Genomic DNA, 23,988 nt, shown 5'->3' on the forward strand with positions numbered 1-23,988 from the left:
CGACGGGATCCACTTCCCGGAGTCGAGATCGGTAGTCTCGAACGGGACGTAGGTGCGCCCCCGAACTCGTCCATGAGCATGTACCACTTCTCCTCCGTGTTCGACTTGAACACGGCCGGGCCCTCACCCTGGCTGATCTCCCCCTTGCCGATGCGGTCGGCCACGAGATCATACGTCGTGGAGGTCAGTTCGCGGGACTTCTGGCGGTGATGAACTTCGCGCCCGGCAAGGAGATGTCTGGTCCCGCTCGTCCTTAGCAGCTGGCTGCCCTGGCCGGCACCTCCCGTGAGACGACCACCAAGGTCCTGCACGAGTTCGTCGAACAAGGTCTGCTGCGTCTGGCCCGGGCCCGCATCACCGTCCTGAACCCCGAGCGCCTGAAGGACGCGGCGGGCTAGCTCTGGCAGACATCCGCTAAGGAGGCGGCCGTGGAACTGACGGTGCTGGTCGTGGTGGCGTGTCCCCGCATCGTGCCGTTTCGCGAGCGACTGGGCCTTGCCCTGCAGGGGCGTGACGACGTCACCGCGTCTGGTGGACGATCACGCCTGATCGAAATCGATGACGGCAGTGTCGTTCAGAGGGCGGGTGCGGCAGGTCAGGACGTAGCCGGCGTCGATGTCGGCCTGGTCGAGGTCGCACTCGTCGAGTCGTACGGCGCCGCCGGTGGATTTGGCGCGGCAGGTGCCGCAGATGCGCTCCTGGCAGGAGTACGGCAGGTCGAGTCCGGCGCGCAGCCCGGCGTCGAGGATCGAAGCCGAGGGACTCCAGGAACGCGGTGGCATCGGCGGCGGGGGCCTCGTCGCCGAGTGCTTCGCCGCGCTCGCGGGCGACGCGCAGGGACGCCTCGTGCGCAGGACGTCCTTCGGAGTCCTCGTAGCCGTCGCCCTGCTGGGCTTCACCCTCTTCGCCCGCTGGCTGCCCGTCTACCGCGCCGCGACGCCGACGACGGAAGACGCCATGGCACTGCCCGAACGGCATACCGGTCCCATGGTCGTCGCCCCGCCCTCGCCTTCAACGGCTGGCAATGGCACAACATCGCCAACCGGGCGGCATCGGTGCCCTCGGCAGGGCCGCACCTCGTGGCGGAGGGGCGCGATCACAGCCACCGGATCGCCCGCGCCGCCCGGGTTACAACCGCCGCGTACCCGATGCCGAGCACAAGAGAGGCGAACAGGGCGGTGAGCGGGAAGTCCTCCTGGAGGTATGGGTAGACCTGGTAATGCGTCAGGTAGATGTACAGGGAACTGCTCGCCAGGACACCTGCGATCGCGCTGAGCGGCGCGAGGCTGGGCAGGGTCGGCACCCAGATCAGCAGCCCCAGCCCGGCGATCACGATCGTCGTGCGCAAGGGCTGGTCCTGGAACAGGCCCGGCACGGTGAGCAGCAGTACCGCCGTGAGCAGCGCCCGTTGCCGCAGGGTGCCCGCCCGCGCGGCCGCCCACCCCAGCGCGAACAGCCAGAAGACCACCGTGGGGCTCAGCTGGGGGCGGATGGACACCAGGTCCAGCAGGTCGTAGCGGCCGACCAGGCCTACGGCCGTGAGCGCCAGCGGTACGCCGAACGCGTACCGTCGCTCCAGCCGGTCGAGCAGGGGCACGGTCATGAGGACGGCGAGGACGACCAGGTAGTAGACCAGGGCCTCGACGAACCAGTAGGCCCAGTCGAAGCGGTCGGTCCCCGGGTCGAGCAGGCTGTTGAGCAGCACGGCGTTGGCCGGGTCGTAGAAGTCGGTCAGGACCACGGCGCCGGTGATCCACACCATGCTCGGTATCGCGATGCGGGCGATGCTGCGCCACAGGTGCCGTACGCGCTCGCGGCGTCGGGCGTCAGTCAGCTGGAAGCGGGCGAAGTTGTAGCCCGCGATGCCGATGAGGATGTGGGCGGCGCCCTTGATGGTGAAGACCTGGATGTGCGAGCCGACGATGAGGACGATCCCGACGGCGCGCAGGGCGATGCTGGTCTCGAGGGTGCGGCGGGTCCTCCAGGACTCCCGCGTCGCCCAGGAGCGCAGCGCCCTCCTGAGGCCGGGGGCAGGCTGGGTTCGCCGCGGCTTGGCCGGCCCCTCGACCGAGGGGGCCGCCATGGTCCGCAGTTCGCTGATCGTCCTGATGTGCCAGTCGGCGGGCAGGCGGCCCAGCGCCTCCTCCAGACGAAGGGACATCTCGACGTAGCACAGTGAGTCGCCGCCGAGGCTGACGAAGCTGCTGCCGTCGGTGACGTCGGCGCGGTCGAGAATCTCCGCGTAAAGGCGGCGGAGATCGTCCTCACCGCGGTCCGAAGCCGTCTCCGCAGCCGGGCGCGTCACGCGTCGTACGGCCTCGTAGTCGGGCTTGCCCGAGGCCCGGCGGGGGAGTTCGGCGTGGACCCGCACCCGCACCGCGCGGGCCGGGAGCCCGCACTCCTCCGCGATCAGCCGCCGAATGCGTGCCTCCTCGCCGGAGCCCCCGAGCGCGGCCACCGCCAGTGCCTCCCCGTCCCCCGCGCAGTACGCGGTGATCCCGTGCTCCTCCAGCAGGGTCTCGACGCGCTGCGGGTCGATCCGCAGTCCGAGGATCTTCACGAAGCGGCTGCGGCGGCCCACGATCTCGTACAGCCCGTCGGGCGCGCGCCGCCCTATGTCCCCTGTGTGCAGCTCCCGCACGGTCCGGCCGAGGGCGAGGTCGGCCGGGCTCTCGGCGTAACCCAGCATCACGTTCGGCCCGGAGTAGACCAGTTCGCCGGCATCCGGGCCGTGGCCGTCGACGGGCTGCAGCCGGAAGGAGCCGCCGGGTATCGGCACACCGACGGCCTCGGGACGCTCGGCGGCCAGGTGTGGCGGGAGGTAGGCCATGCGGGCCGTGGCCTCGGTCTGGCCGTACATCACGAACAGTTGCCAGCCGGAGCGGTGGCCCAACTGGGCGTAGCGGGCAACGCGTTCGGGGGCGAGCCGGCCCCCGGCCTGGGTGACGCGGCGCAGGTTCGGCAGCTCCATCCGTTCGAAGCCGACCCGGTCGAGCAGGTCGAAGGTGTACGGCACTCCTGCCAGCGAGGTGCCGCGGGCGGCGCGGAACTCCTCCCAGAAGCCCGCGTCGGACACCGACCGTTCGGTGAGGACGATCCCGGCGCCGCGCAGCAAATGGCTGTGGATGACGGACAGGCCGTAGCAGTAGTGCATGGGCAGCGTGGTGGCAGCCCGGTCGGTGTCGTCGATGCCGAGGTAGGTGGCGATGGACTCGGCGTTGGTCTGGAGGTTGTCGTGGGAGAGCCGCACCAGCTTGGGTGAGCCGGTCGAGCCGGACGTGCTCAGCAGCAGGGCGAGGTCCGGGTGGAAGGTGTGGGCGCTCTCGCGGTGCCTTTCGTTGAGGGTCCATGTTCCGTCGGCCCCCGGGCGCGCCACGACGTCGGGGGTATACGCCTTGGTCAGCGAGCGGATCGTGCTTTCGCTGTCGCCGGGGACGAGCAGGACGGGGTGATCGGCGGACAGGGCGGCCAGGTATGTGACGAGCGCGTCCGGCCGGTTGGCCCCGGCCAGCAGCACCAGCCGCCGTACGGGCCCGAGGCGTTCGGCGGTGGCAGCAACCCGCTCGGCCAACTCGCGGTACGACAGCTCTCCGTCGGGAGTGATGAGTGCGACGCGATCGCCGTGTGCCGCCAGCTGGCGTGCGAACGGCACGCCGTTCGGCCGCACTTGCGGCACCGGAGGCGAGTCAGGGACGGCAGGCACCTGGAGTGAGCCCATCGCACGCGGAGTCGGAACGGAGGCGGGAAAGTGGGACGGAGCCGGGAGGGACCTGGACGGGTGAAGCACGGGGCGCCCTTTCCGCGGCAACGTCCGCATTGGTACAGAACTCTTGACGATTAGGTAAGCTTTACCTTATTCATAGCATGGTCATCATTAAGCCACAGCAAGTCCACAGGTTCGCTTCGCCCCTCGCTCTGCCGCCGACATGACCAGCGGCGTAGCGGCGAGCCCCGTAGGAAGGCACAAACACCATGCGACGCCCCTCGGTTCGCCGGATGACCGCGCTCGTTGCGGCCGGTCTGCTGCTCCCCGCCCTCGCGGCGTGCGGCTCCGACGACAACAACAGTGGGGGCGAGGACAGCGGCTCCTCCCTCGTCATCTACTCCGGCCGCAACGAGAAGCTGGTCAAGCCGCTTCTGGACAAGTTGGAGAAGGCCGTCGGCACCGAGGTCGAGGTGCGCTACGGCGACAGCGCGGAGCTCGCCGCCCAGATCCTGGAGGAGGGTGACCGCACCAAGGCCGGGCTGTTCTTCTCCCAGGACGCCGGCGCGCTGGGCGCGCTGTCCAAAGAGGGCATGCTGCAGAAGCTGCCCCAGGGCACCCTCGACGAGGTCGACGAGGCGTACCGCGGTTCCGGTGGCGACTGGGTGGGTCTTTCGGGACGCGTCCGCGTCATCGCGTACAACCCGGACAAGGTCGGCGAGGACGAGGTCCCGGACAGTGTCTTCGACGTCGTCGAGCCGGAGTGGAAGGGCAAGGTCGGCTTCGCGCCGACCAACGCCTCCTTCCAGGCGTTCGTCACCGGCATGCGGGTCCTGAAGGGCGACGACGCCACCCGCACGTGGCTTGAGGACCTGAAGGCGAACGGCGCCAAGACGTACGCCCACAACCTCGCCACCCTGGACGCCGTCGAGTCCGGTGAGGTCTCCCTCGGCCTGGTCAACCACTACTACTGGTACGAACGGGTTGCCGAGAAGGGCGAGGACAAGGTCGACTCCAAGCTGCACTTCCTGCCCGGCAAGGACCCCGGCGCGCTGATCAACGTCGCCGGCGCCGGCATCCTCAAGGACAGCGGGCAGAGCGCGACCGCCCAGAAGGCCGTGGACTACCTGCTGTCGAAGGAGGCACAGACCTACTTCGCGGACAACACCAAGGAGTACCCGCTGGCCGCGGGCGTCACCAGCACCGTGGAGGGCCTGCCGCCGTTCGAGTCGCTCGAGTCCCCCGACATCGACCTCGGCAAGCTGGAGTCCCTCCAGGAGACGCTGGCCATGCTGCAGGACATCGGACTGGTCTGACCTGCCGTGCCCACATCGTCGTCCACCTCACACCCTGCCGGAGCCCCCGCCCCGGCCGGGCGCGAACGTGGGGAGGGCCGGGGCTGTTCACGCGGAGCTCCTACGGCAGGAGGATCCCGTACGGCCGGGCGCAGGCCGCCACTCGTCCTGCTCGTCCCCGCCTGCGTGGCCGCCCTCTTCGCCCTGCTGCCCCTCGGCTACCTCGCCGTCCGCGCCCTGGAACGTGGCCCGGGCTTCGCCTGGGACGTCGTCGCCGAGGAACGCACCCTGGCCCTCCTCGGCCGCAGCCTCGGGCTGACCGTCGTGGTCGTGGCGGCCTGCCTGGTGCTGGGTGTCTCGCTGGCCTGGCTGACCGCACGCACCGCCCTGCCCGGGGCCCGCGTCTGGTCCATCCTGGCCACGCTGCCGCTGGCCGTGCCGAGTTACGTGGCCGCGTTCGCCTGGCTGTCGGCCGAGCCGGACCTCGCCGGATTCGCCGGAGCCGCCCTCGCCCTGACCTTGGTCAGCTTCCCGTACGTCCATCTCCCGGTCGCCGCCGTGCTGCGGGGCATCGACCCGGCGCAGGAGGAGGCCGCGCGCTCCCTCGGGCACGGCCCGCTGCGGACGTTTGCCAAGGTGACGCTGCCGCAGCTGCGACCGGCCGCCGCGGGAGGGGCGCTGCTCGTCGCCCTGTACGTGCTCTCCGACTTCGGCGCTGTCTCACTGATGCGGTACGACACCTTCACCCGGGCCATCCACACCTCCTACCGCGCCTCATTCGACCGCACCCCGGCGGCCGCCCTCAGCGTGGTGCTGGTGGTCATGACGATCGCGCTGGTCGCCGCCGAGGCCCGTACGCGAGGTCGGGCCGGGCACGCCAGAACCGGAACGGGCACCGCCCGCCCGGCAGTTCCGGCCGCCCTGGGCCGGTGGCGGCCGCTCGCCGTGCTGTGGTGCGGAGCGGTGACGGCCGTCGCGGTGGCCTTCCCGCTGGGCACCCTCGGGTACTGGCTGGCCGTCGGCAGTTCGGCCACCTGGGACCTGGGCGGGCTCACGGAGACGGCCTGGGTCACGTTCGGGATCGCGGCGGCGGGCGCAGGTCTCACCACGGTCCTCGCCCTGCCGGTCGGGGTGATCGCCACCCGTCACCGGGGCCGCGGCACCCGTCTGCTGGAGCAGGCGGCATACGCGGGGCACGCCCTGCCCGGCATCACGGTCGCCCTCGCCCTGGTCTTCTTCGCCGTGCGCTACGCGTACCCGCTGTACCAGCAACTCCCGTTGCTGGTGGGCGCGTACGCCGTGCTGTTCCTTCCCGTCGCGGTGGCCGCCACCCGCGCGGCCGTGCTCCAGGCGCCGCCCGTCCTGGAGGACGTGGCCCGCTCGCTCGGGCGGCGGCCGTGGCAGGTGCTACGCGAGATCACCGTGCCGCTGGCCGCGCCCGGCGTGGCCGCCGGTGCCGCGCTCACCTTCGTGGTCTGCATGAAGGAACTCCCCGCAACCCTCCTCCTGCGCCCCACCGGCATGGACACCCTCGCCACCCGGCTGTGGACCGAGACCGGCGCGGGATCCTTCGCGGCAGCCGCCCCCTACGCCGCCGCACTGATCCTGCTGGCCGCCGTCCCCTCGTACCTCCTAGGCAGGCACCGGACATGAACGAACTGCACGTCGATGGACTCACCAAGTCCTACGGGAGCGAGGAGCCGGTCCTGCGTGGGCTCGAACTGACTGTTCCGCCGGGCGCCTTGGCCGCCGTGCTCGGCCCCTCCGGCTGCGGCAAGACGACCTTCCTGCGGATCGTCGCCGGCTTCCTGCACGCCGACGCGGGCACCGTCCGCCTCGGCGACCGAATCCTCGGCGGGCCCGGCGTCCACCTCCCGCCGGAACGCCGCCGCATCGGCATCGTCCCCCAGGAGGGCGCCCTCTTCCCGCACCTGAGCGTCGCCCGCAACGTCGCCTTCGGGCTGACCGGCGTCGAACGGACCGAACGGCGGCGCCGCACCGAGGAGATGCTGGACCTGGTCGGCCTCGCCGGATACGGCGACCGCATGCCGCACGAGCTGTCCGGAGGACAGCAGCAGCGCATCGCCCTGGCCCGCGCACTCGCGCCCCGACCCCAACTCGTACTCCTGGACGAACCGTTCAACGCCCTCGACAGCGCACTACGGGCGGGAGTGCGGTCAGACGTACGGGCCGCGCTCCGGGCGACCGGCGCCACGGCGGTCCTCGTCACACACGACCAGCAGGAGGCCCTGTCCACCGCCGACCTCGTCGCCGTCGTACGGGACGGCCGGGTCGCCCAGTGCGACACCCCGCAGGACCTCTACCGCCGCCCCGCCAACCCCTGGATCGCCGACTTCGTCGGCGACGCCGTCCTGCTGCCCGGGACCGTCGACGGCGATGGCACGGCCCTGACCGCCCTGGGCCCCGTACCCCTCGCCACCCCGCCCAACGGGCTCCGCGCCGGCACGGTCGTGCTCCGCCCGGAACAACTCCGCTTGATTGACGCGGGCTCGGAGGGCGTGGTCAGGGGCACGGTGACCGACGTCTGCTACTACGGCCACGACGCCATGGTCACCGTGGCCGTCGAGGGCCACGACACCCCGGTCGGCATCCGGGTGGCGGGCCCCCTGCCGGTCTGCCGGGGGGATGAGGCGGGCGTTCGCGTCGTGGGAGAGGCCGGCCTCCACCCGTAGCGACGCGCCGCCCGGCGGGCGGCCCGGTCGGCTGCCGGGCGGCACCAGTAGCGGAAGCTGGAGCGGGCGAATCGGCCTGGCCGGTCCGTGTCTGCGCCGCAACGAACACCCATCACCGCATCCCCATCGGGTAGGGGATTCACCCTGTCTGACCTGTGATCTGGCGCTCCCAGACCCGATGGATCCGTCCGTCCACGTCGATCGTGTACCACACGGCGTCGTTCCTGATGTTCACCTCCGCGATCACACCCTCATGGCTCGGGGAAAGGCCGTCGGTGGTCAGGCTCACGGTCTCGTCAAAGATGACCTTGTCGCCTTCTTGGAACAGCGTCACGGCACAACTCCCTCACGCGTCGGGTTGCGGTTCCAGGCGCCTCGGTGGAGCGCCCTCATGGAGGTATACCGGCCCTGTGACAGCTGCTACCGGCACACCACCCGGACGGATCCTCTACCCACCTGCCGGGTCGCGCCCTGCTTCCAGGGGTTTCCTGCGCAAGCAAAGGCCTTGGACGCCTGCATGGTGATGGGGCAGGTGGCGAGGCCGAAGAAGGCTCTGCCGTACGCCTGGCCGCGCTCGGCGACAACGGAAATGCCGCGTTCCTCAGCAGGCGCCGGATCACTTGGCGTGGTCGTCACCGCGATCAGCCGTCCGTCCGCCGACGGGTTCACCCGAGCAGTTGGTGTCGCCGCCCCGTGGTATGGCAGAGAGCTTGAAAGCTCCTGGTCGTGACGTGCCGACCGGGTTTGGTGCAGAACTGGCCGACGCCCAGGGTGAAGGAGGCGACGTAGTCCTCGGCGATCCGCGTCCCGCGGGCGGCCGCCGCCCGCGGCGTGACGAAGACGGGGTTGATGCTGCCCAGTTCCCCGAAGAGGGGGATGGGTTCGGGACGGGCGGCGGCGAGGTCGAACAGGGCGCGCCCGGCGCTCGTGGATCCGGTGAACGCGGCGCCTTGATCCGCGGGTGCTGCACGGCCCGCCGGCCGGCATCGAGGCCGCTGATGAGCGCGAACGTTCCCGGCGGTGCGCCGCACCCGGCGGTGCGCCGCACCCGGCGAGGGCCGCGATGTGGTGCGCGGTCCTGGCGGAGAGGCGGGGGGGCCGGGGTGGGCCTTGACCAGCACCGGGCACCCGGCGGCGAGGGCCGAGGCGGCGTCGCCGCCGGCGACGCCGAACGCGAAGGGGAAGTTGCTCGCCGCGAAGGCCAGGACAATTATGACGGCCGCCAAAGCGGTGCGGGTCGTGATGAGCGAGCAGGACACGCGCTGCCGGCCGCTTACGCACTCGACCTTGTACGCGTCGTCGGAGGCCGATCCTGCACATGCTGACGTCGACTGCCTTCGCGGGCTGGAGAGTGACGGGCGGCTTGGCGCCGGTATCGGGAGGCCGCACAGGGACGGGGGGCTTGTGGCTCCATTCATGGAGCCAATGTCACTGTCTGTTGTCCGTTGCGGGTGCGGCAAGGGCGGCTGGCGAGATGCTGAGCGGGGGACGGGACAGGGGCGAAGCCGCAGGCGCAGGACCTGTGTCGTCAGCCGATTCTCCGGCAAGAGGACTCAGAGCCAGTCCCGCCGCTTGAAAATCACGTACAAACTCACGCAAACCACCCCCATCAGGCCGATCGCGAAGGGGTATCCGAGCACCCAGTGCAATTCCGGCATGTGTGAGAAGTTCATGCCGTAGATCGTCCCGACCAGTGTCGGGGCGAACAGGATGGCCGCCCACGACGAGATCTTCTTGATCTCCTCGTTCTGCTCGAAGCCCGCCTCCGCCAGGGCCCGCATCTCCGCGTTCTGCTGCTGGGTCACCAGCGTCGCGTTCACCGTGAGGATGTCCGTCAGGGCCTGGCGGAAGCCGTCGACGCGTTCGCTGGTGTGGGTTACGTGGTCGGCAACGTCGCGGAGGTAGCGCTGGAGTTCCTCGTCCGTGCCGTATTTCGTGAAGCCCGCCATCAGGCCGTGCAGCATGCCGACGAGGGGGCGGGTGGCGCGCTGGAACTCGACCATTTCACGGGAGAGTTCGTAGATGCGGCGGGACACCTCGGGGTCGCCGCGGAAGACCTCGGTCTCGATCTCGTCGATGTCGTTCTGCACGCCGGCGACGACGGGTGCGTAGCCGTCGACGACCGCGTCGAGGATGGCGTACAAGACCGCTTCCGGGCCGAGCTTCAGCAGCTCAGGGGTCTCCTCCATGCGGCGGCGCACCGCCGACAGGTCCGGGGCCGCGCCGTGCCGGACCGTGATCACGAAGTCGGGGCCCACGAACACGTGCAGCTCGCCGAAGTCGACCTCCTCGGGCGCGTCGAGATAGCGGGCGGCGCGCAGGACCACGAAGAGCGTCTCGCCGTAGCGCTCCAGCTTCGGGCGCTGGTGGGCCTCCATCGCATCCTCGACGGCGAGCGGGTGCAGGTCGAACTCGTCCGCCAGGGAGAGCAGCTCGGCCTCGGTGGGGCGGGCCAGGCCGATCCACGCCATGCCGTCCTGCTGCTTGCGCAGTTCGTGGAAGGTCTCCGCGAGGGAGGCGGGTGCCGAGACGCGTACGCCGTCGCGGTACAGCACCGCCTGCACGATGCTGCCGGCCTCCGCGGACGGGTCGGCGGACGCGTCCTGCGGCTGGTGCGGGGACGCGGACTCGGCGGACGGCGGTGGGGCAGAAGCCGCCGCACGCCGCCATCCGTACTTCCTCGCGATCCTTCGAGCCGCTACGGGGCGCGCTCGTCGCTCTGGCATCGCGGCAGCCTCCCGGGTCCGTATCCGTATCCGTATCGCTTCGCGCCTGCCTCCGTACAGGACTGTCGCTGTCCGCAAGCGAGGCTAGCGTGCCGAGCACGACGAAGCAGAGCACGAGGGAGCGGAACATGACCAAGACGACGGCCTCTGCGGTGCCTGTGCTCGGCACCCGGGCGCTGAATCGCGCCACGCTCGACCGTCAGCTGCTCCTGCGCCGGACGGCCCTGCCCGCGGACGCCGCCGTCGAACACCTGGTCGGCCTGCAGGCGCAGAACGTCAAGCCGCCGTACTTCGCCCTGGCCGCCCGGCTCGACGGCTTCGACCCCGAGGAGCTCTCGGCGCTGATGGCCTCGCGCGATGTCGTCCGCATCGTCACCATGCGGTCCACCATCCACACCCACACCGCCGACGACTGCCTCACGCTGCGGCCGCTGGTGCAAGCCGCACGCGACCGGGAGCTGAACGCCTTCCGCAAGGGGCTCGCCGGCGTCAACCTGGAGCGGCTCGCGGAGCTCAGCCGCGAGCTGGTCGAGGCCGAGCCGCGCACCGTGAAGCAGCTGCGTGAGGCGCTGCTCGCCGAATGGCCGCAGGCCGATCCGCAGGCGCTCACCGTCGCGGCCCGCTGCAAGCTGCCGCTCGTCCAAACCACACCGCGCGGACTGTGGCGGCACAGCGGGCAGGTCGTCCTCACGACCGTGGAGAAGTGGCTGGGGCGTCCCAGCGAACCGGAACCCGCGCCGGACGCGACCGTCCTGCGCTATCTCGCCGCCTTCGGTCCCGCCTCCGTCAAGGACATGCAGACCTGGGCGGGCCTCACCCGGCTGCGGGACGCCTTCGAGCGGCTGCGGCCCCGGCTGCTCACCTTCCGCGACGAGCGCGGGACCGAACTCTTCGACCTGCCCGACGCACCACGGCCCGCGCCCGACACCCCGGCGCCGCCCCGCTTCCTGCCCGAGTTCGACAACCTGCTGCTCTCCCACGCCGACCGCACCCGCGTCGTCCCCGCCGAGTACAAGGGCCGCAGCTGGAACGGCAACCAGGCCTTCTGCACGCTGCTCGTCGACGGCTTCCTGGCGGGCGTATGGCGGCTGGAGGAGAGCAGGGACGGAGCGGCGACGCTGACCATCGAGCCGTTCGGCACCCTGACACGGCTGCAGCGGGACGAGGTGGCGGCGGAGGGGGAGCGGATGCTGAAGGTGATGACGGGCGCGTCCTCGTACGACATCCGGTTCGGGACCGTGGCCGCGTAGGCGGAGCCACCACGGGCAGGGGGCGGTCGGGCGGGTCCTCCGCGTGGCGCGTCACCGCGGTCGTCATGTGCTGCCGATGACGAACAGCACGCTCGGCCCCGGGATGACGATCACCAGCAGCGACATCGCCGCGAAGGCCAGGAACCGATCCGTGGACACCATGCTCGTCATCTCCCATGCCCATCGCTCGACGGGCGACTGCCGTTCAGCCGACTCCGCCATGCAAGCGCACCAGAGGCCTCAGGGGAAGGCCGCACGCCGCAACGCACCGGCACCGGCCGAGTCGCGGTGTGCGGCTCCCCGGCCGCGTGTCGGGGGAGGGGAGCAGGGGGGAATTCGGCGCGTTCCGCGCGGGACATGCCAGCGAAACACGGCTCCCCTACCGTGGGGTGAACCGATCGGTTCAACGGCTCAACGGTTCTACGCCAAGGGGAGACAGCGCATGGACGTCAGTTCCGCAAGCTTCATTCCGCGCCGGGTGTCCGGTGCCGCCGAGGCGCGCGAGGTGTTCGCCGCCGAGGGCGCGGCCATCGTGACGGGACTCGGCGACGAGCAGTCGGCCGTCGCGTTCGGCCGTGAGGTCATGGGGGACAAGGCCGTCCGTATCGGTACGCAGTTCGAGGCCACCAAGGCGCACGGTGAGAAGGAGGCGGCGAAGGTGGCCATGCAGCCCGCCGACTCGCGTGGCCGCAAGCGCAGTTTCGCGCCCACCGAGGAGCGGATGGTCGCGCACAACGACGGATTCGCCTTCGGCGACCACGCGCCCGACCACCTGTTCCTGTGGTGCGAGCGCCCGGCGGCCAAGGGCGGCGACTCCTTCCTCATCGACACCTCCCGGCTGCTTGATCTGCTCGCCGCCGACCCGGAGTGGGCCGCCGTCGCCGACTTCTGCCGCGGCATCGACATCGACCACTCCGAGCCCAACTTCCCGCAGAGCGTCTACGCGCCCATCGTCCGCACCGTGCCCTCCGGGCGCTTCCAGGGTCGGTACCACCCGTATCTCGCACCGGTCGAGGGTCTGGCGGAAGAGGAGCACTGGACCTTCGTACGCAAGTGGGAGGAGGCGGTCGTCGCGGCGCGCGACACGGGCCCCATGTTCCGGGTCGAGGCGGGCGAGATGATCTGCATCGACAACTACCGCGTCCTGCACGGGCGGGACGGCCACAGCGATCCCCGGCGCCGGGTCTGTTCGATCTGGGGCTGGTCAACGGATGCGGTGGTGATTCCGGACGGGCCGCTCGACATCGTGGTGCCGAAGCTGCCGATGAGCGCGTGAGCGCTCCGCTGGAAGCACGGTGATGAACCCGCGGGCCGGTGGGGGCTGGTCGCGCTCACGCGGCGGAGCCGCATATCGATGCCGCCCCGCGCCCCTTGCGGGGCGCGGTACCGCACTGCGGCGCCCGTCCGGCGCTCAGCGTCCGGCGAGCGGTGCGGCTGTCCTTGCCTTCTTCGCCCTGGCCGCGAAGGAGGCGGCCGCCGCCGCGTTCACGCGGAGGGTCGCCGCGCGGTCCCCTGCCGTGAGCAGGTCCAGTTGCAGGCCGCGCCACAGCGAGACCAGCTCGCGGGCGAGATCGTCGGCCGCGGCCGCCGGTACGCCGTCGGCGCGCAGCGCGGCCGCCGCCCGTTGGCGCCAGTCCTTGGCGACGGCTCCGAGGAACGCGTCGAAGCGGCCGCGCTGGTACCCCGCGAGACCCAGCACCTCGAAGAAGACCCGGTGGAAGGGAAGGTTCTCGTCCGCCGACAGCGTCTCCCAGGCCGCCTCGAGCCGGGCGCGCAGCGGGCGTGCCCGGTCCTCGAGGAGCTCGAAGACCGGCTCGAGCAGCGGAAAGCGCCGCCCCGCCTCGGTGAGCGCGGCCGTGATCAGCTCCTCCTTGGACCCGAAGTAGTACAGCAGCATGCGGTTGTTGCTGCCGACGGCCTTAGCGATACCGCGCAGGGACAGACCGGCGACACCGTGCGCCAGGATGTGGTCGGCGCTCAGCCGCAGCAGGCGTGCGCGCTCGCTCTCATCCGGAGTAGGGGACATGCCTCGCACTCTAACCGGGCTGGTGACCGGGGGTGCGTGGGTGCGTGCGCGGGCGCCCGGGGGTGGGGGCGAACCCTTCAGCCGGGATGGCCGTACCAGCCGGGGTGGCCGCACCAGCCCGGGCGTAACGGTTCGGCTCAGCCGTCGCAATGCCCGTGAAACCGGTTCGTCCTACCGTCCATGAACCGATTGGTTCACGAGCAAGGAGGGGCCTTCATGGCCACCACCGGAATCAGCGAGTCTCCTCCCGCCGCACCAGCACCGCCCGCCCCCGCCGCGCTGGAACTGCGCGGGGTGACCAAGGAGTTCAGCCTTCGCCGCTCGCGTACCGTCACCGCGCTCGAATCGGTCGACCTCACGGTGGGACACGGCGAGTTCGTCGCCCTGCTCGGGCCCTCGGGCTGCGGCAAGTCCACCGTGCTGCGCATGGTCGCCGGTCTCGAGGAACCCACGTACGGCGAGGTGCTCGTCGAGGGCGGTGCGCCCGCTCACCTCGTGCGCCGCCACCGGCTGGGCATCGCCTTCCAGGAGCACGCCCTGCTCCCATGGGCGAGCGCGTACGACAACATCGCGCTGCCCTTCCGGGTCGCGGGCCGACCCGTGGACGCCGCACGGGTCACGGAGCTGCTGGAACTCGTCGGACTCGAGGGGTTCGCGGACGCGCGGCCCCGGCAGCTGTCGGGCGGCATGCGGCAGCGGGTGGCCATCGCCCGCGCGCTCGTCCTGGACCCCGAAGTGCTGCTGCTCGACGAACCGTTCGGCGCCCTGGACGCCGTCACCCGGCGGCGGATGAACTTCGAGCTGGCCCGCATCTGGGCCGATCAGCGCATCACGACGCTGCTCGTCACGCACGACGTCGACGAGGCCGTGCTGCTCGCCGACCGCGTCGTCGTCCTCACCGGCCGGCCCGGCACCGTACGCCACGTCGAGGAGATCACTCTGCCGAGGCCCCGCGACCGGGCGCTCGCACGGAACGCCGAGTTCCATGACATCGTCGACCGGCTGACCGCCCTCCTCGACGAGGGGGCCGAGTGAACCGCGCCCGCACCGCCCTGCTCACCGCCGCCGGCACCCTGCTGCTGCTCGCGGCCATGGAGGCCGCCGGGCGGCTCGGTGTGCTCGGGGAGAGTTGGCCGCCGCTCAGCCAGGTCGTCGCCGCCCTCGGCGACCCCGTCACGCGCGATCTGCTGGGCCGCGCGCTCGCCGCCACGGCGACCGCGGCGGGCACCGGCTTCGCCGCCGGTGCGCTCGCCGCACTCGCCGTCGCCGTGACGGGAGTGCTGCTGCCGGTCCTCAAGGCCGGGCTCGACCGGCTGGCCGCCGTCGTCCACGCCGTGCCGCTCATCGCGCTCGGACCGCTGCTGATCACCACCGTCGGCCGCGAAGGCACGCCCTCCGTGATCGCCGCGCTGGCCGCCGGCTTCGCGGTGTTCGTCGCCGCCACCTCCGGGCTGGGCGCCGCGAGCGAGGCCCACCGCGATGTGTTCCGCGCCCTGGGCGCATCCCGGCGCAGCACGCTCGTACGCCTTCAGCTCCCCGCCGCCGTACCGCTGCTGCTCGACGGTCTTGCGCTCGCCGCGCCTGCGGCGGTGCTGGGCGCCGTGGTCGGCGACTGGTTCGGCGCGCCGCGTGGTCTCGGTGTCCTGCTGGTCAGCTCGATGCAGAACTTCCAGACGGAGCTCATGTGGTCGGCTGCCCTGTCCGCCGCCGCGATCTCCCTCCTCGCGTACGCAGCGCTGGCCGGCCTGCGCACGGCGGCAGCCCGGAGGTTCGCATGAACGGACGTGCACCGCAGCACGGCACCAGGGCCCTGCATGCCACCGGCCGGCTGCTGTCCCGCTACTGGACCGTTCTCGCCCTCGTCGCCGCCTGGGGCGCCTGGGTGCGGACGCAGCACCTCAACCAGATCGTCGCGCCCACCCCGGCCGCCGTGTTCGGCGATGTGCTCGACAACCCCGGTGCCTACGCCCCGGATCTCGGCTGGACGCTCCTCAACGCGGCCGTGGGCGTGGCGCTGGGCATGCTGCTCGGGCTGGCCGGCGCCCTGCTGGTGTGGACGTCCCCCGTCCTTTCCGGGCTGATGACGCCCATGGCGCTCATCATGCGCTCGGTGCCCGTGGTCGCGATGATTCCCGTGATCGCACGCGTCGTCGGCTTCGGCACCGCGGCCGTACTGACGATCACCACCGTGGTGTCGTTCTTCCCCGTCTTCGTCCTGGCCGGTTCGGGGCTGCGTGCCGCGCCCGCCGCGACCCGCGACGTCTTCACCGTCCTCGCCGCCTCAGGCCTGACCCGGCTGCGGCTGCTCCTGCTGCCGGGCGCCGTGCCCGCTCTGCTCGTCGCCCTCCGGCTGACCGCGCCCACCGCCGTACTGGCCGCCATGCTCGCCGAGTATCTGCTGGGAACGCACGGCCTCGGGCAGCTCTTCGCCCGGTCCGTCACGTTCATGGACCCTGCCCGTGCCTGGGGCACGGCCCTGGTCGCCACCGTCGTGTCCGTCCTGTGCTTCGTCGGGGCCCGGGCCGCCGAACGCCAGGGAACCGCGCGCTTCACCTGACGCCACGCCTGCCTCGGTGCGACCCCGGCCCGACCCCGTGCCACTCCCCGCCTGACCCCGCGCCACCCCCTGCCTGACCCCGTGCCACCCCCCCCGCTTTCCGAACCTGTGGAAGGAACGCCCGTGTCGCCACGTCAAGATCTCTCCCGCCGAGCCCTCCTGCGCGCCGCGGGCGCCTCCGGACTCGCCCTCGGCGCCGGCGGGCTGCTCAGCGCCTGTGGCTCCGCCGACTCGTCCGGCAGCGCCTCCGGGGCCGCCGGAGCCGAGTCCGCCACCGTCAAGGTCGCCCTCGGCTGGATCAAGAACGTCGAGTTCGCGGGGTTCTGGCTGGCCGACCACAAGGGGTACTACGCGGACGAGAACCTCACCGTCGAGTTCCAGGCCGGGGGCCCCAACACCCCCGACCCCACCCAGTCGGTGTCGGCGGGCTCGGCGGACCTCGGCGTGCACGCCAACATGCAGACGCTGCTCCAGTCGATCCCCAAGGGCAACGACTTCTCCCTCCTCGGGGCCGTCTTCCAGACCAGCCCCGGCGGGCTGCTCTCGCTCGCCGCCGACCCGGTGACCGAGCCGAAGGACCTGCTGGGCGCCAAGGTGCTGGGCCAGCAGGGCACCCAGCCCACGATCGACGCGGTCCTCACCCGCGCCGGACTGGAGAAGGACTACGACTTCGTCCCCGTCGGATACGACGTCAGCCCGCTCGTGGAGAAGCAGGGCAAGGCGTACACCTGCTTCCTCACCAACCAGCCGATCACGCTGGAGACCAAGTACGGCATGAAGAAGGGCAAGGGCTACCAGGTCGTGACGTACACGGACCTCGGCCTGCCCACGTACTCGTCGATCGTGTTCTGCAAGCGGACCATGCTGACCGGGCAGGCCGACGTCCTGGAACGGTTCCTGCGCGCCACCATCCGCGGCTGGCAGGACAACGCGAAGGACCCGGAGGAGGCGGCGAAGCTCGCCGTCACGAAGTACGGCGTCGATCTCGGCCTCGAGCTCAAGCAGCAGATCAGGGAGAACGAGCTGCAGATCCCCTTCACCCAGAGCGCGTTGACGAAGGAAAAGGGCCTGCTGCGCATCGATGACAAGCTGCTCGGCGGCGACATGTACGACGGACTGAGGGCCGCCGGAGTCAAGAAGCTGCCCAGCGCCTCGAAGATCGTCGACCAGTCGGTGCTGGACGCCGTGTTCGACGGGAAGGCGACGGTGTGACCGTGCCGGAGGCGACGGGCGTCACGGAGGGTGTGGGGGACAAGGCAGCCGCGGCGGTCACGGACGGCGCGACGGCCCCGGCACGGGATCTCACGACGGCCCCGGCACGGGATCTCACGACGGCCCCAGTACGGGATCTCGCGACGGCCCCGGTACGGGATCTCCGGGCGCTGCCCAAAGCGCATCTCCACCTGCACCTCGAGGGTTCGATGCGGCCCGCCACCCTCGCCGATCTCGCCCGGAGCCAGGGCGCGCCGGTGCCGGACGTGTCCGCGTACGGCACCTTCGGCCAGTTCGGGCTCCGCTACCAGGAGGCCGTGTCGCTCGTCCGGGACGAGGACGGCCTGCGCCGCATCGTCCGGGAGGTGGTGGAGGACGCGGCCGCGGACGGTGCGGTGTGGGTCGAACCGGCCGTCAATCCGATGGGGTACGCGACGCTGTTCGGCCGCAGCCCGGCCTACGTGCTGGACCTCATGCTCGACGAGGCGCTCGGCACGGCGGACCGGCTCGGCATCGGCTGCGGGCTCCTCGTCACCGCGCTCCGGCATCTCGATCCGCGCGAGGCCGTGGATCTGGCACGGCTCGCCGCCCGACGGGCGGATGCCGGGGTGGTCGCGTTCGGGCTGGCCGCGGACGAGTCGCTGTACCCGCCCGAGCCCTTCGCCGACGCCTTCGCGCTCGCCCGCGCAGGTGGGCTGATCGCGGCACCGCACGCCGGTGAACTCGCCGGTCCCGGCAGCGTCCTCGGCGCCCTCGACGCGCTCGGCGCACAGCGCATCCAGCACGGCGTACGGGCGGTCGAAGACCCCGGACTGCTGGCGCGTCTGGCGGCGGAAGGCATCGTGCTGGACGTCTGCCCGACCTCCAACACCCGCCTGGGCATCGTCGAATCCCTCACCGCCCACCCTCTGCCCGACCTGCTCGCCGCCGGGGTGCGCTGCACCATCGCCGCCGACGACTCCCTGCTCTTCGGGCCCGGCCTGCTCGACGAGTACGAGACGGCCCGCACCGCCCTCGCCCTGACTGACCGCCAGCTCGCCGCCGTCGCCGAAGACTCCCTGCGGGCGTCCGGCGCTCCCGCGGACACGGTGGCCCAGGCACTGAAGGGCCTACGGGCCTGGCTGGACTGACCGAGAGGACGGACGACGGTCAATCGGCGGAAAAGGGAGGGGCGCCGCGGACCGCTTGTGGCGGTTCGCGACGCCCCGGCGCACCTGAGGGTTCTCAGGAGTGATCAGGAAGTGGTCTCGAGCCGATCAGAGATCGATCAGGAGTGGATCAGGAGTTGATCTGCGCCGTCACCAGGGACGAGAAGGTGGTCAGCCGCGTGTAGACGCCGGGGTACTCCGCGTCCGCGCAGCCGTAGCCCCAGGACGTGATGCCCGCGAGCCTGCCGCCGATGACGAGCGGTCCGCCGCTGTCGCCCTGGCAGGTGTCCACACCGCCGTCCTCGTAGCCCGCGCAGACCATGTCGGAGGCGATGTACGACGAGCCGTACGCGGACGAGCAGGTGGTGTTGGAGACGGTCGGGACGGTGGCCGTGCGCAGCTGGTTGGAGGACGAGCCACCCGAGGAGGTGGTGCCCCAGCCGAGGATGCGGGCGGTGGTGCCGGCCGCGTACACGCCGGTGTCCGACGAGGAGACGTACCCGATGGGCGTGTACGGCATCGAGGTGGACAGGGTCAGGACGGCGACGTCGTCGCCCTGCTCGGCGGACGTGTAGTCCGGGTGGATCCATATTCTGCTGACCGACGCGACGGTGCCGTTGGTGCCGTTGCGGTAGGTGCGGCCGCCGACGACCTTGGTGTTGCTGGTCGTCCTGCCGTCCACACAGTGCGCGGCGGTGACCACCTTGGTGGCCGACACCAGGGTGCCGCCGCAGAACTGGCTCTGCGAGGCGTTGGTGATCTGCATGACGTACGGGTAGGCGGACGCCGTCGTGGTCGTGCCGCCGACGATGGGCTGGGGCGCGGCGACGGCGGTGGGAGCGCCCAGTGCGACGGTCGCGGCGGCGGCAGCGGTCGCGACGCAGACGGCGGCGGCCTTCTTGACACGGGTGAGCCCGAACATGGATCTCCTCAGGAATGCCGGTGGGGGGTGATGCGCGGGTGGGGGTGGTGCACCGGGCCTGCGGGAAGGCGAGCGCCGGTGCCCGAGCGTGCGGCACGCCTCACGCTAGGGGCGGCTGCAGGAACGGCCCAATAGGGGTTCTCCCTGCGGGAGTTGGCACAGGGAAAACCCTCGACCATGTTTCGGCCACCTCGGGGACCTTCGGTCCGGCGCCCGTCCCCCGGCTCCCGCGGCAGACCCGGCTCCCGCAGCCGTCACCCCGTACGCTGTCCCGCCGCCAGCCGCACGATGTCCACCCGGGAGCGGATGCCCAGCTTCCGGTAGACCCGCGTGAGCGTGGCCTCGACCGTCTTGACGCTGATGAACAGCCGGGCGGCGATCTCGCGGTTGGTGGCGCCTTCCAGTACGAGCGCGGCGACCTGACGTTCCGTCGCGGCGAGAGTGTCGAGCGCCGGGGGAGCGGACCCGGCGAGGCCCGGCCGAGGCTGCCTGCCCGTTACGGCTGGGCCCACCAGAGTGGGGGACGGGGCGGCCGGTGAGGTGGCGGCGGAGGACACCCCCTCCAGTGCCTCAAGACGCCGTAGCCAGGGCCGCGCCTTGCAGCGCCTCAGCAGCCGCGCCGTCTCGTCGTACGCGCTCCGCGCCGCCACCGTGTCCGGCGCGACCGCCCGCAGACGGGCGAGCTCGAGGGCCGCACGCGCCTCCTCGAGCCCGTATCCCAGCCTCCCGAGGCGGTCCGCCGCGGCGGCCAGCAGCAGCGCAGCGGCCTCCGCTTCACCGTGTGCGGCCACCACCAGCGCCTCGGCGCGGTCCATGACGGCGAGCACGCTCTCACGCCCGAGCCGGGCCGCGTGGACGCGCGTGGCATCGATGACGTCCTGGGCCTCGGCCAGCCCGCCGGTCCGTGCCAGTGCCTCCGCCAGGTCGCCGTGCCAGCGGCCGCGGGCGGGATCCGACACGCCGAGGCGGTGCTCCAACTCCCTTACGCGGCGCAGCGCCTGGGCCGCCGCTGTGTCGTCCCCGGCCACGAGGTGGGCGTGGCCGAGGGCGGCGAGGGCCCGCGACTGGTACATCAGGTCGCCGTCCTCCTCGGCGCGCCGCACCGCCTCCCCGGCCAGGGCCAGCGCCCGTTCCGCATCACCGCCCGCGGCCTCGGCGAGGGACGCGAACATGGCGGCGGCCCCCTCGCCGATCCCCGTGTCCCGCGCCAGCCGCAGGCTCTCGTGGGCGAGTTCGAGGGCCCGGCCGCAGTGCCCAGAGCGCAGCTCGGTCTCGGCGAGCCCGCGCAGGAAGTGCACCTCGCTCTCGGCCATGCCGCGGCGGCGCACCTCGCGGAGCAGCCCGGTGATGGTGGTGCGGGCCTCGGTGAGCCGGTCGCTCATGATCTGCCAGCGGAATCGGGCCGCGCCCGCGCCGTTGTGGTCGCACGCCACGGCCGGGTCCTGCGGCTCGCTGAGAGCGCGTTCAAGGGTCGCCGGGGCGCCCGGGTGCCCCATAAGGGTCTCCATCTGCGCCTGGAAGGCCAGGGCCATGAGTTCCGTACGCCGGTCCGCGGCCTGCGCGGCGAGCCGGGCGGCGCGGGCGGCCTCCGCACGGCCCTTGTCCATGGCGCCCTCCACCAGCAGCGCCCGCCAGGCAAGTTGGTAGCGCACGAGGGCCAGCAGCCGCGGGTCGTCGCCCGCGTCCGCCAGCACCTGGGGGAACACGGCGTCGATCCCGGCCATGGCGTGTCCCGCCGTGTCGATCACGACCGTCCAGGCGCGCACGCGGATCTCCGGGTCGGTCGCGCGGTCGAGGACCTCGCGCGCGACCTCGCGGGCGAGGTCCTGCTCCCCGGAGGTGAGCGCGTCCTCGGCGGCCCGCAGCCGCCGTTCGTCCGCCTCCTGCACGGCGTCCGGCGGGGTGTGCCGGGCGGCGAGCAGCCCGAGCTGCGCGGCGACCGAGGGGGCGCCGCGGTCCCGGGCCAGGGCTGCCGCCTCGGAGAGCCGGTCGGCGACCTGCTGGTCGGTGCCCGGCGTGGCCAGGGCGAGGTGGCGGGCCCGCTCGATCGGATCGGAGGCGGCCGTGGACAGCGCCGCATGGGCGGCCCGCCGCTCCTGAGGGGACGCCTGTGCGTAGAGCGCCGCCGATATGAGCGGATGCGCGAACCGTATGGCGCCCTCCTGCCCGCCGGATGTCTCCCGGTCCGTCGCCAGCAGGCCGAGCCGCGCCGCGCGTGCCGTCTCCGCCTCCGCGTCATTCCGGCCCGCGGCGTGCAGCAGCTGCAGCGTGGGGCGCGCACCCGCGCTGGCGACGAGGAGTGTTCTGCGGGCCTCGGTGGACAGCATGCCGAGCCGGCTGAGGACGAGGGCGCGCAGCGAGGTCGGTACGGGCAGGGGCTCGCCCGGGCGCGGCGGGGTCGGGCTCTCGGCCAGGGCCCGGCCCAGTTCGAGCGCGAACAGCGGGTTGCCGCCGCTGGTGCGGTGGATGTCCCGGACGGTCGAGCGGGGCAGCCCCGTATACCCGCGCCGGGTGAGGAGTTCGGAGATTCCGGTGCGGGAGAGCGGTGGCACGCGGAGTGTCAGCGTCTCCGGGAGGGACGCGCGTAGATACCGGTCGTACGACTGCCCCTGGGGTTCCGTGCCCGTCCGTGCCGCGCAGAGCATGCGTACCGGCATGCCGCCCAGGCGGCGGGCCGCGAAGCCCAGCAGTTCGGCGCTCGCCGCGTCCAGCCACTGCAGGTCGTCGGCCACGAGCAGCACCGGGCCCCGGGCCGCCAGCGCCCGCAGCACCGACAGCACCGCGAGCCGCAGCGCGAGTCCGTCGTGGTGCAGCGACGAGTCGCCCCGGCCAGTGAGCGCCGCCTCGAGGGCCGCCCGCTGCGGCGCGGGCAGCTGGCCGGACACCTCGTCCACGACGAGGCCCAGGAGGTCGACCAGCGTGAGGAACGGCAGATGGGATTCGGATTCGGTGGCCGCACACCGCAGCACGGTCCGTGCCGTGCCGGCGTATTCCGCGGCCAGTGTCCGCAACACGGTCGACTTTCCAATTCCGGCCGGGCCGTGCAACAGCACGCTGCCGCCGCGGGAGAGCTGTCCCCGTGCCCGGGCGAGCAGGTCGTCCCGTCCGGTGACCCGGTCGGCGACCAGGCCGCCGAACCGGCCCGTGACCTGCTCGGGACGGGATCTGGCAGGCTCCTCGGGATCCCGTCGCATGACCACCGCTCCCCTCATATCGTGTCCGGGACAATATTAAGCAAAAAGGTTCGAGAACTCGGGATGTTGCGGGCGTGAGCGGAATAACAACCCTTCGGCATAAGCGATTTCACGATGTTGCCGCATGAATAACAAAGTGTTGCGCGTGGCCGCCGTGTGGCGGATCTCCGGCCCTGCACGACGCCGAACCCCCGCCCGCACGACACCGAACCTCCGCCCCGCATGACACCCAAACCCTCGCCGCCCTACGGCAGCAACCCCGCCCGCCGTGCCGCCACCACCGCCTCCAGGCGCGTGTGCGCACCGAGCTTGCGCATGGCCGAACGCAGGTAGCCCTTCACCGTCTCCGGGCGGACGCCGAGATGGTCCGCTGCCGTGGCGTTCGTCGCGCCCGTCGCCACGCAGGCGAGGACATCGATCTCCCGCGGCGCCAGGGAGACCGGGGCGCCACGCGGGGGCCATGGGGCACCGCGGCCACCGGGCCCGGCCGATGAGGCGTTTGAGGCGCCTGCCCCGGGCACGACGGCGGCCCCGCGCTCCCGCGGTCTCGTGGCCGCCGTCGCCAGGCGGGCGCAGGCCGCCAGGAGTTCGGTCCGCAGCGCAGGGTCGGCGACACGCGGGGCGAGGGCCCGCAGCTCGGCGTGCGCCTCGCGTACCTGTTCCCACGCGGCCGCACCCGCCCCGGATTCCTGCCCCACGTCGGCCGCCCCCGCCGCCGCGAGCAGCGCGTGCGCCTCCTCACGGACGACCAGCGCCTGCTCCACGTCCCGCGCCGCGGCCACCGCAGCGCCCAGCATCCGGTCCCCGAGCGGCTGGGCCGAGCGCAGCGCCCCGTACAGAACACCCCGCATCCGGCGGCGTACGACGACGGGCACGGCCAGGACCGAGCGCAGGCCCTCCGTCTCCACGGCCACGTCGTACTCATGGCTGATCTGCCGCGAGACGCTGTAGTCCGTGACCGCGCACGGGCGGGACAGCGCCAGCGTCTTCCCGCCCAGGCCGTTGCCCGACGAGACCGCGAGCGCGCGCAGCGCACCGGTCGCCGTGCCGCTCAGCTCACTGATCCGCATGTGCCGCCCACCGGACTCGACCAGCCCGCCGAACGCGACGGGCAACCCCGTCGCGCGCCGCAGCCGCAGCAGCGCGGCGCGCATCTCCACGCTCCCGACTCCGTCAGACGCCACGCGCTCGTCCCTTCACGACCCCACCCCCCGTTCGGGGGTGGTGAGACCCGCGTCACGGATTAGACGATGTCAGGCAGC

Annotated in this window: 20 protein-coding genes and 1 pseudogene; 11 read left to right on the plus strand and 10 right to left on the minus strand. The window is 72.0% G+C overall.

All coding sequences use genetic code 11. From position 1 onward, the window contains the following. Positions 1 to 269 precede the first annotated feature (269 nt). Positions 270 to 398 (plus strand): helix-turn-helix domain-containing protein, encoded by a 129-nt coding sequence (locus STSP_RS37995; protein WP_269801072.1) that lies wholly within the window; start codon positions 270 to 272, stop codon positions 396 to 398. 141 nt (positions 399 to 539) lie between these two features. On the opposite strand, the gene STSP_RS35390 is transcribed toward STSP_RS37995, so the two are convergent. Both STSP_RS35390 and STSP_RS35395 read right to left on the minus strand, forming a co-directional pair. Then, a complete protein-coding gene (locus STSP_RS35390; RefSeq protein WP_067285234.1) occupies positions 540 to 782 on the minus strand; it encodes a 2Fe-2S iron-sulfur cluster-binding protein in 243 nt (80 codons plus the stop codon). A gap of 314 nt (positions 783 to 1,096) precedes the next feature. Then, the gene (locus STSP_RS35395) at positions 1,097 to 3,667 is read right to left on the minus strand and encodes an AMP-binding protein (RefSeq protein ID WP_232789926.1); all 2,571 of its coding nucleotides are present in this window, start codon (positions 3,665 to 3,667) and stop codon (positions 1,097 to 1,099) included. Positions 3,668 to 3,972: 305 nt separating this feature from the next. On the opposite strand from STSP_RS35395, the gene STSP_RS35400 reads away from it, so the two are divergent. The 3 genes from STSP_RS35400 to STSP_RS35410 all read left to right on the plus strand — a co-directional run bounded on the left by STSP_RS35400 (position 3,973) and on the right by STSP_RS35410 (position 7,691). Next, positions 3,973 to 5,019 carry an iron ABC transporter substrate-binding protein gene (locus STSP_RS35400; protein ID WP_067285237.1) on the plus strand — a complete coding sequence of 349 codons (1,047 nt, stop codon included), beginning with the start codon at positions 3,973 to 3,975 and terminating at the stop codon, positions 5,017 to 5,019. Positions 5,020 to 5,184: 165 nt separating this feature from the next. After that, positions 5,185 to 6,651, plus strand: a complete 1,467-nt coding sequence (locus tag STSP_RS35405; protein ID WP_232789928.1) for an ABC transporter permease — start codon at positions 5,185 to 5,187, stop codon at positions 6,649 to 6,651. Continuing rightward, positions 6,648 to 7,691: an ABC transporter ATP-binding protein gene (locus tag STSP_RS35410; protein ID WP_067285239.1), complete on the plus strand. Its 1,044-nt coding sequence runs from the start codon at positions 6,648 to 6,650 to the stop codon at positions 7,689 to 7,691. The genes STSP_RS35405 and STSP_RS35410 overlap by 4 nt, the downstream gene beginning before the upstream one ends. A gap of 139 nt (positions 7,692 to 7,830) precedes the next feature. On the opposite strand, the gene STSP_RS35415 is transcribed toward STSP_RS35410, so the two are convergent. The 3 genes from STSP_RS35415 to STSP_RS35425 all read right to left on the minus strand — a co-directional run bounded on the left by STSP_RS35415 (position 7,831) and on the right by STSP_RS35425 (position 10,417). Next, positions 7,831 to 8,025: a hypothetical protein gene (locus STSP_RS35415; protein ID WP_067285241.1), complete on the minus strand. Its 195-nt coding sequence runs from the start codon at positions 8,023 to 8,025 to the stop codon at positions 7,831 to 7,833. A gap of 331 nt (positions 8,026 to 8,356) precedes the next feature. Beyond that, complete coding sequence (locus tag STSP_RS35420) at positions 8,357 to 8,950, minus strand: aldehyde dehydrogenase family protein (RefSeq protein WP_067285243.1); 594 nt, start codon at positions 8,948 to 8,950, stop codon at positions 8,357 to 8,359. A gap of 294 nt (positions 8,951 to 9,244) precedes the next feature. Beyond that, entirely contained in the window at positions 9,245 to 10,417 is a 1,173-nt protein-coding gene (locus STSP_RS35425; protein ID WP_232789929.1) for a magnesium and cobalt transport protein CorA, read from the minus strand. Between the two features lie 128 nt (positions 10,418 to 10,545). Between STSP_RS35425 and STSP_RS35430 the strand changes: the two genes are divergently transcribed. Further along, the gene (locus STSP_RS35430) at positions 10,546 to 11,667 is read left to right on the plus strand and encodes a winged helix DNA-binding domain-containing protein (RefSeq protein ID WP_067285245.1); all 1,122 of its coding nucleotides are present in this window, start codon (positions 10,546 to 10,548) and stop codon (positions 11,665 to 11,667) included. Between the two features lie 72 nt (positions 11,668 to 11,739). Here the strand turns inward: STSP_RS35430 and STSP_RS38965 are convergent. Beyond that, positions 11,740 to 11,829 (minus strand): annotated as a pseudogene (locus tag STSP_RS38965) (LysE family translocator); the annotation flags it as partial. Between the two features lie 280 nt (positions 11,830 to 12,109). Between STSP_RS38965 and STSP_RS35435 the strand changes: the two are divergent. Next, positions 12,110 to 12,943 (plus strand): TauD/TfdA family dioxygenase, encoded by an 834-nt coding sequence (locus tag STSP_RS35435; RefSeq protein ID WP_067285247.1) that lies wholly within the window; start codon positions 12,110 to 12,112, stop codon positions 12,941 to 12,943. A 135-nt stretch (positions 12,944 to 13,078) separates the two neighbouring features. On the opposite strand, the gene STSP_RS35440 is transcribed toward STSP_RS35435, so the two are convergent. Beyond that, on the minus strand, positions 13,079 to 13,693 hold the full coding sequence (locus STSP_RS35440; RefSeq protein ID WP_067285249.1) for a TetR/AcrR family transcriptional regulator: 615 nt from the start codon (positions 13,691 to 13,693) through the stop codon (positions 13,079 to 13,081). A 216-nt stretch (positions 13,694 to 13,909) separates the two neighbouring features. On the opposite strand from STSP_RS35440, the gene STSP_RS35445 reads away from it, so the two are divergent. From STSP_RS35445 to add, 5 genes are all read left to right on the plus strand, one after another. Beyond that, positions 13,910 to 14,728, plus strand: a complete 819-nt coding sequence (locus tag STSP_RS35445; protein ID WP_067285252.1) for an ABC transporter ATP-binding protein — start codon at positions 13,910 to 13,912, stop codon at positions 14,726 to 14,728. Next, positions 14,725 to 15,471: an ABC transporter permease subunit gene (locus STSP_RS35450; RefSeq protein ID WP_067285254.1), complete on the plus strand. Its 747-nt coding sequence runs from the start codon at positions 14,725 to 14,727 to the stop codon at positions 15,469 to 15,471. The genes STSP_RS35445 and STSP_RS35450 overlap by 4 nt, the downstream gene beginning before the upstream one ends. Next, positions 15,468 to 16,250 (plus strand): ABC transporter permease, encoded by a 783-nt coding sequence (locus STSP_RS35455; RefSeq protein ID WP_067285256.1) that lies wholly within the window; start codon positions 15,468 to 15,470, stop codon positions 16,248 to 16,250. The genes STSP_RS35450 and STSP_RS35455 overlap by 4 nt, the downstream gene beginning before the upstream one ends. A gap of 123 nt (positions 16,251 to 16,373) precedes the next feature. Beyond that, a complete protein-coding gene (locus tag STSP_RS35460) occupies positions 16,374 to 17,462 on the plus strand; it encodes an ABC transporter substrate-binding protein (protein WP_067285258.1) in 1,089 nt (362 codons plus the stop codon). Further along, the gene (gene add / locus STSP_RS35465) at positions 17,459 to 18,592 is read left to right on the plus strand and encodes an adenosine deaminase (RefSeq protein WP_232789930.1); all 1,134 of its coding nucleotides are present in this window, start codon (positions 17,459 to 17,461) and stop codon (positions 18,590 to 18,592) included. The genes STSP_RS35460 and add overlap by 4 nt, the downstream gene beginning before the upstream one ends. Positions 18,593 to 18,740: 148 nt before the next feature. Here the strand turns inward: add and STSP_RS35470 are convergent, their stop codons facing one another. The 3 genes from STSP_RS35470 to STSP_RS35480 all read right to left on the minus strand — a co-directional run bounded on the left by STSP_RS35470 (position 18,741) and on the right by STSP_RS35480 (position 23,910). Beyond that, positions 18,741 to 19,532 (minus strand): S1 family peptidase, encoded by a 792-nt coding sequence (locus STSP_RS35470; RefSeq protein WP_067285260.1) that lies wholly within the window; start codon positions 19,530 to 19,532, stop codon positions 18,741 to 18,743. A gap of 254 nt (positions 19,533 to 19,786) precedes the next feature. Beyond that, complete coding sequence (locus STSP_RS35475; protein ID WP_067285418.1) at positions 19,787 to 22,726, minus strand: AAA family ATPase; 2,940 nt, start codon at positions 22,724 to 22,726, stop codon at positions 19,787 to 19,789. 245 nt (positions 22,727 to 22,971) lie between these two features. Next, positions 22,972 to 23,910 (minus strand): helix-turn-helix transcriptional regulator, encoded by a 939-nt coding sequence (locus tag STSP_RS35480; RefSeq protein ID WP_067285262.1) that lies wholly within the window; start codon positions 23,908 to 23,910, stop codon positions 22,972 to 22,974. Between the last annotated feature and the right edge of the window lie 78 nt (positions 23,911 to 23,988).

The sequence above is a fragment of the Streptomyces jeddahensis genome, assembly GCF_001642995.1.
GTDB lineage: Bacteria > Actinomycetota > Actinomycetes > Streptomycetales > Streptomycetaceae > Streptomyces > Streptomyces jeddahensis.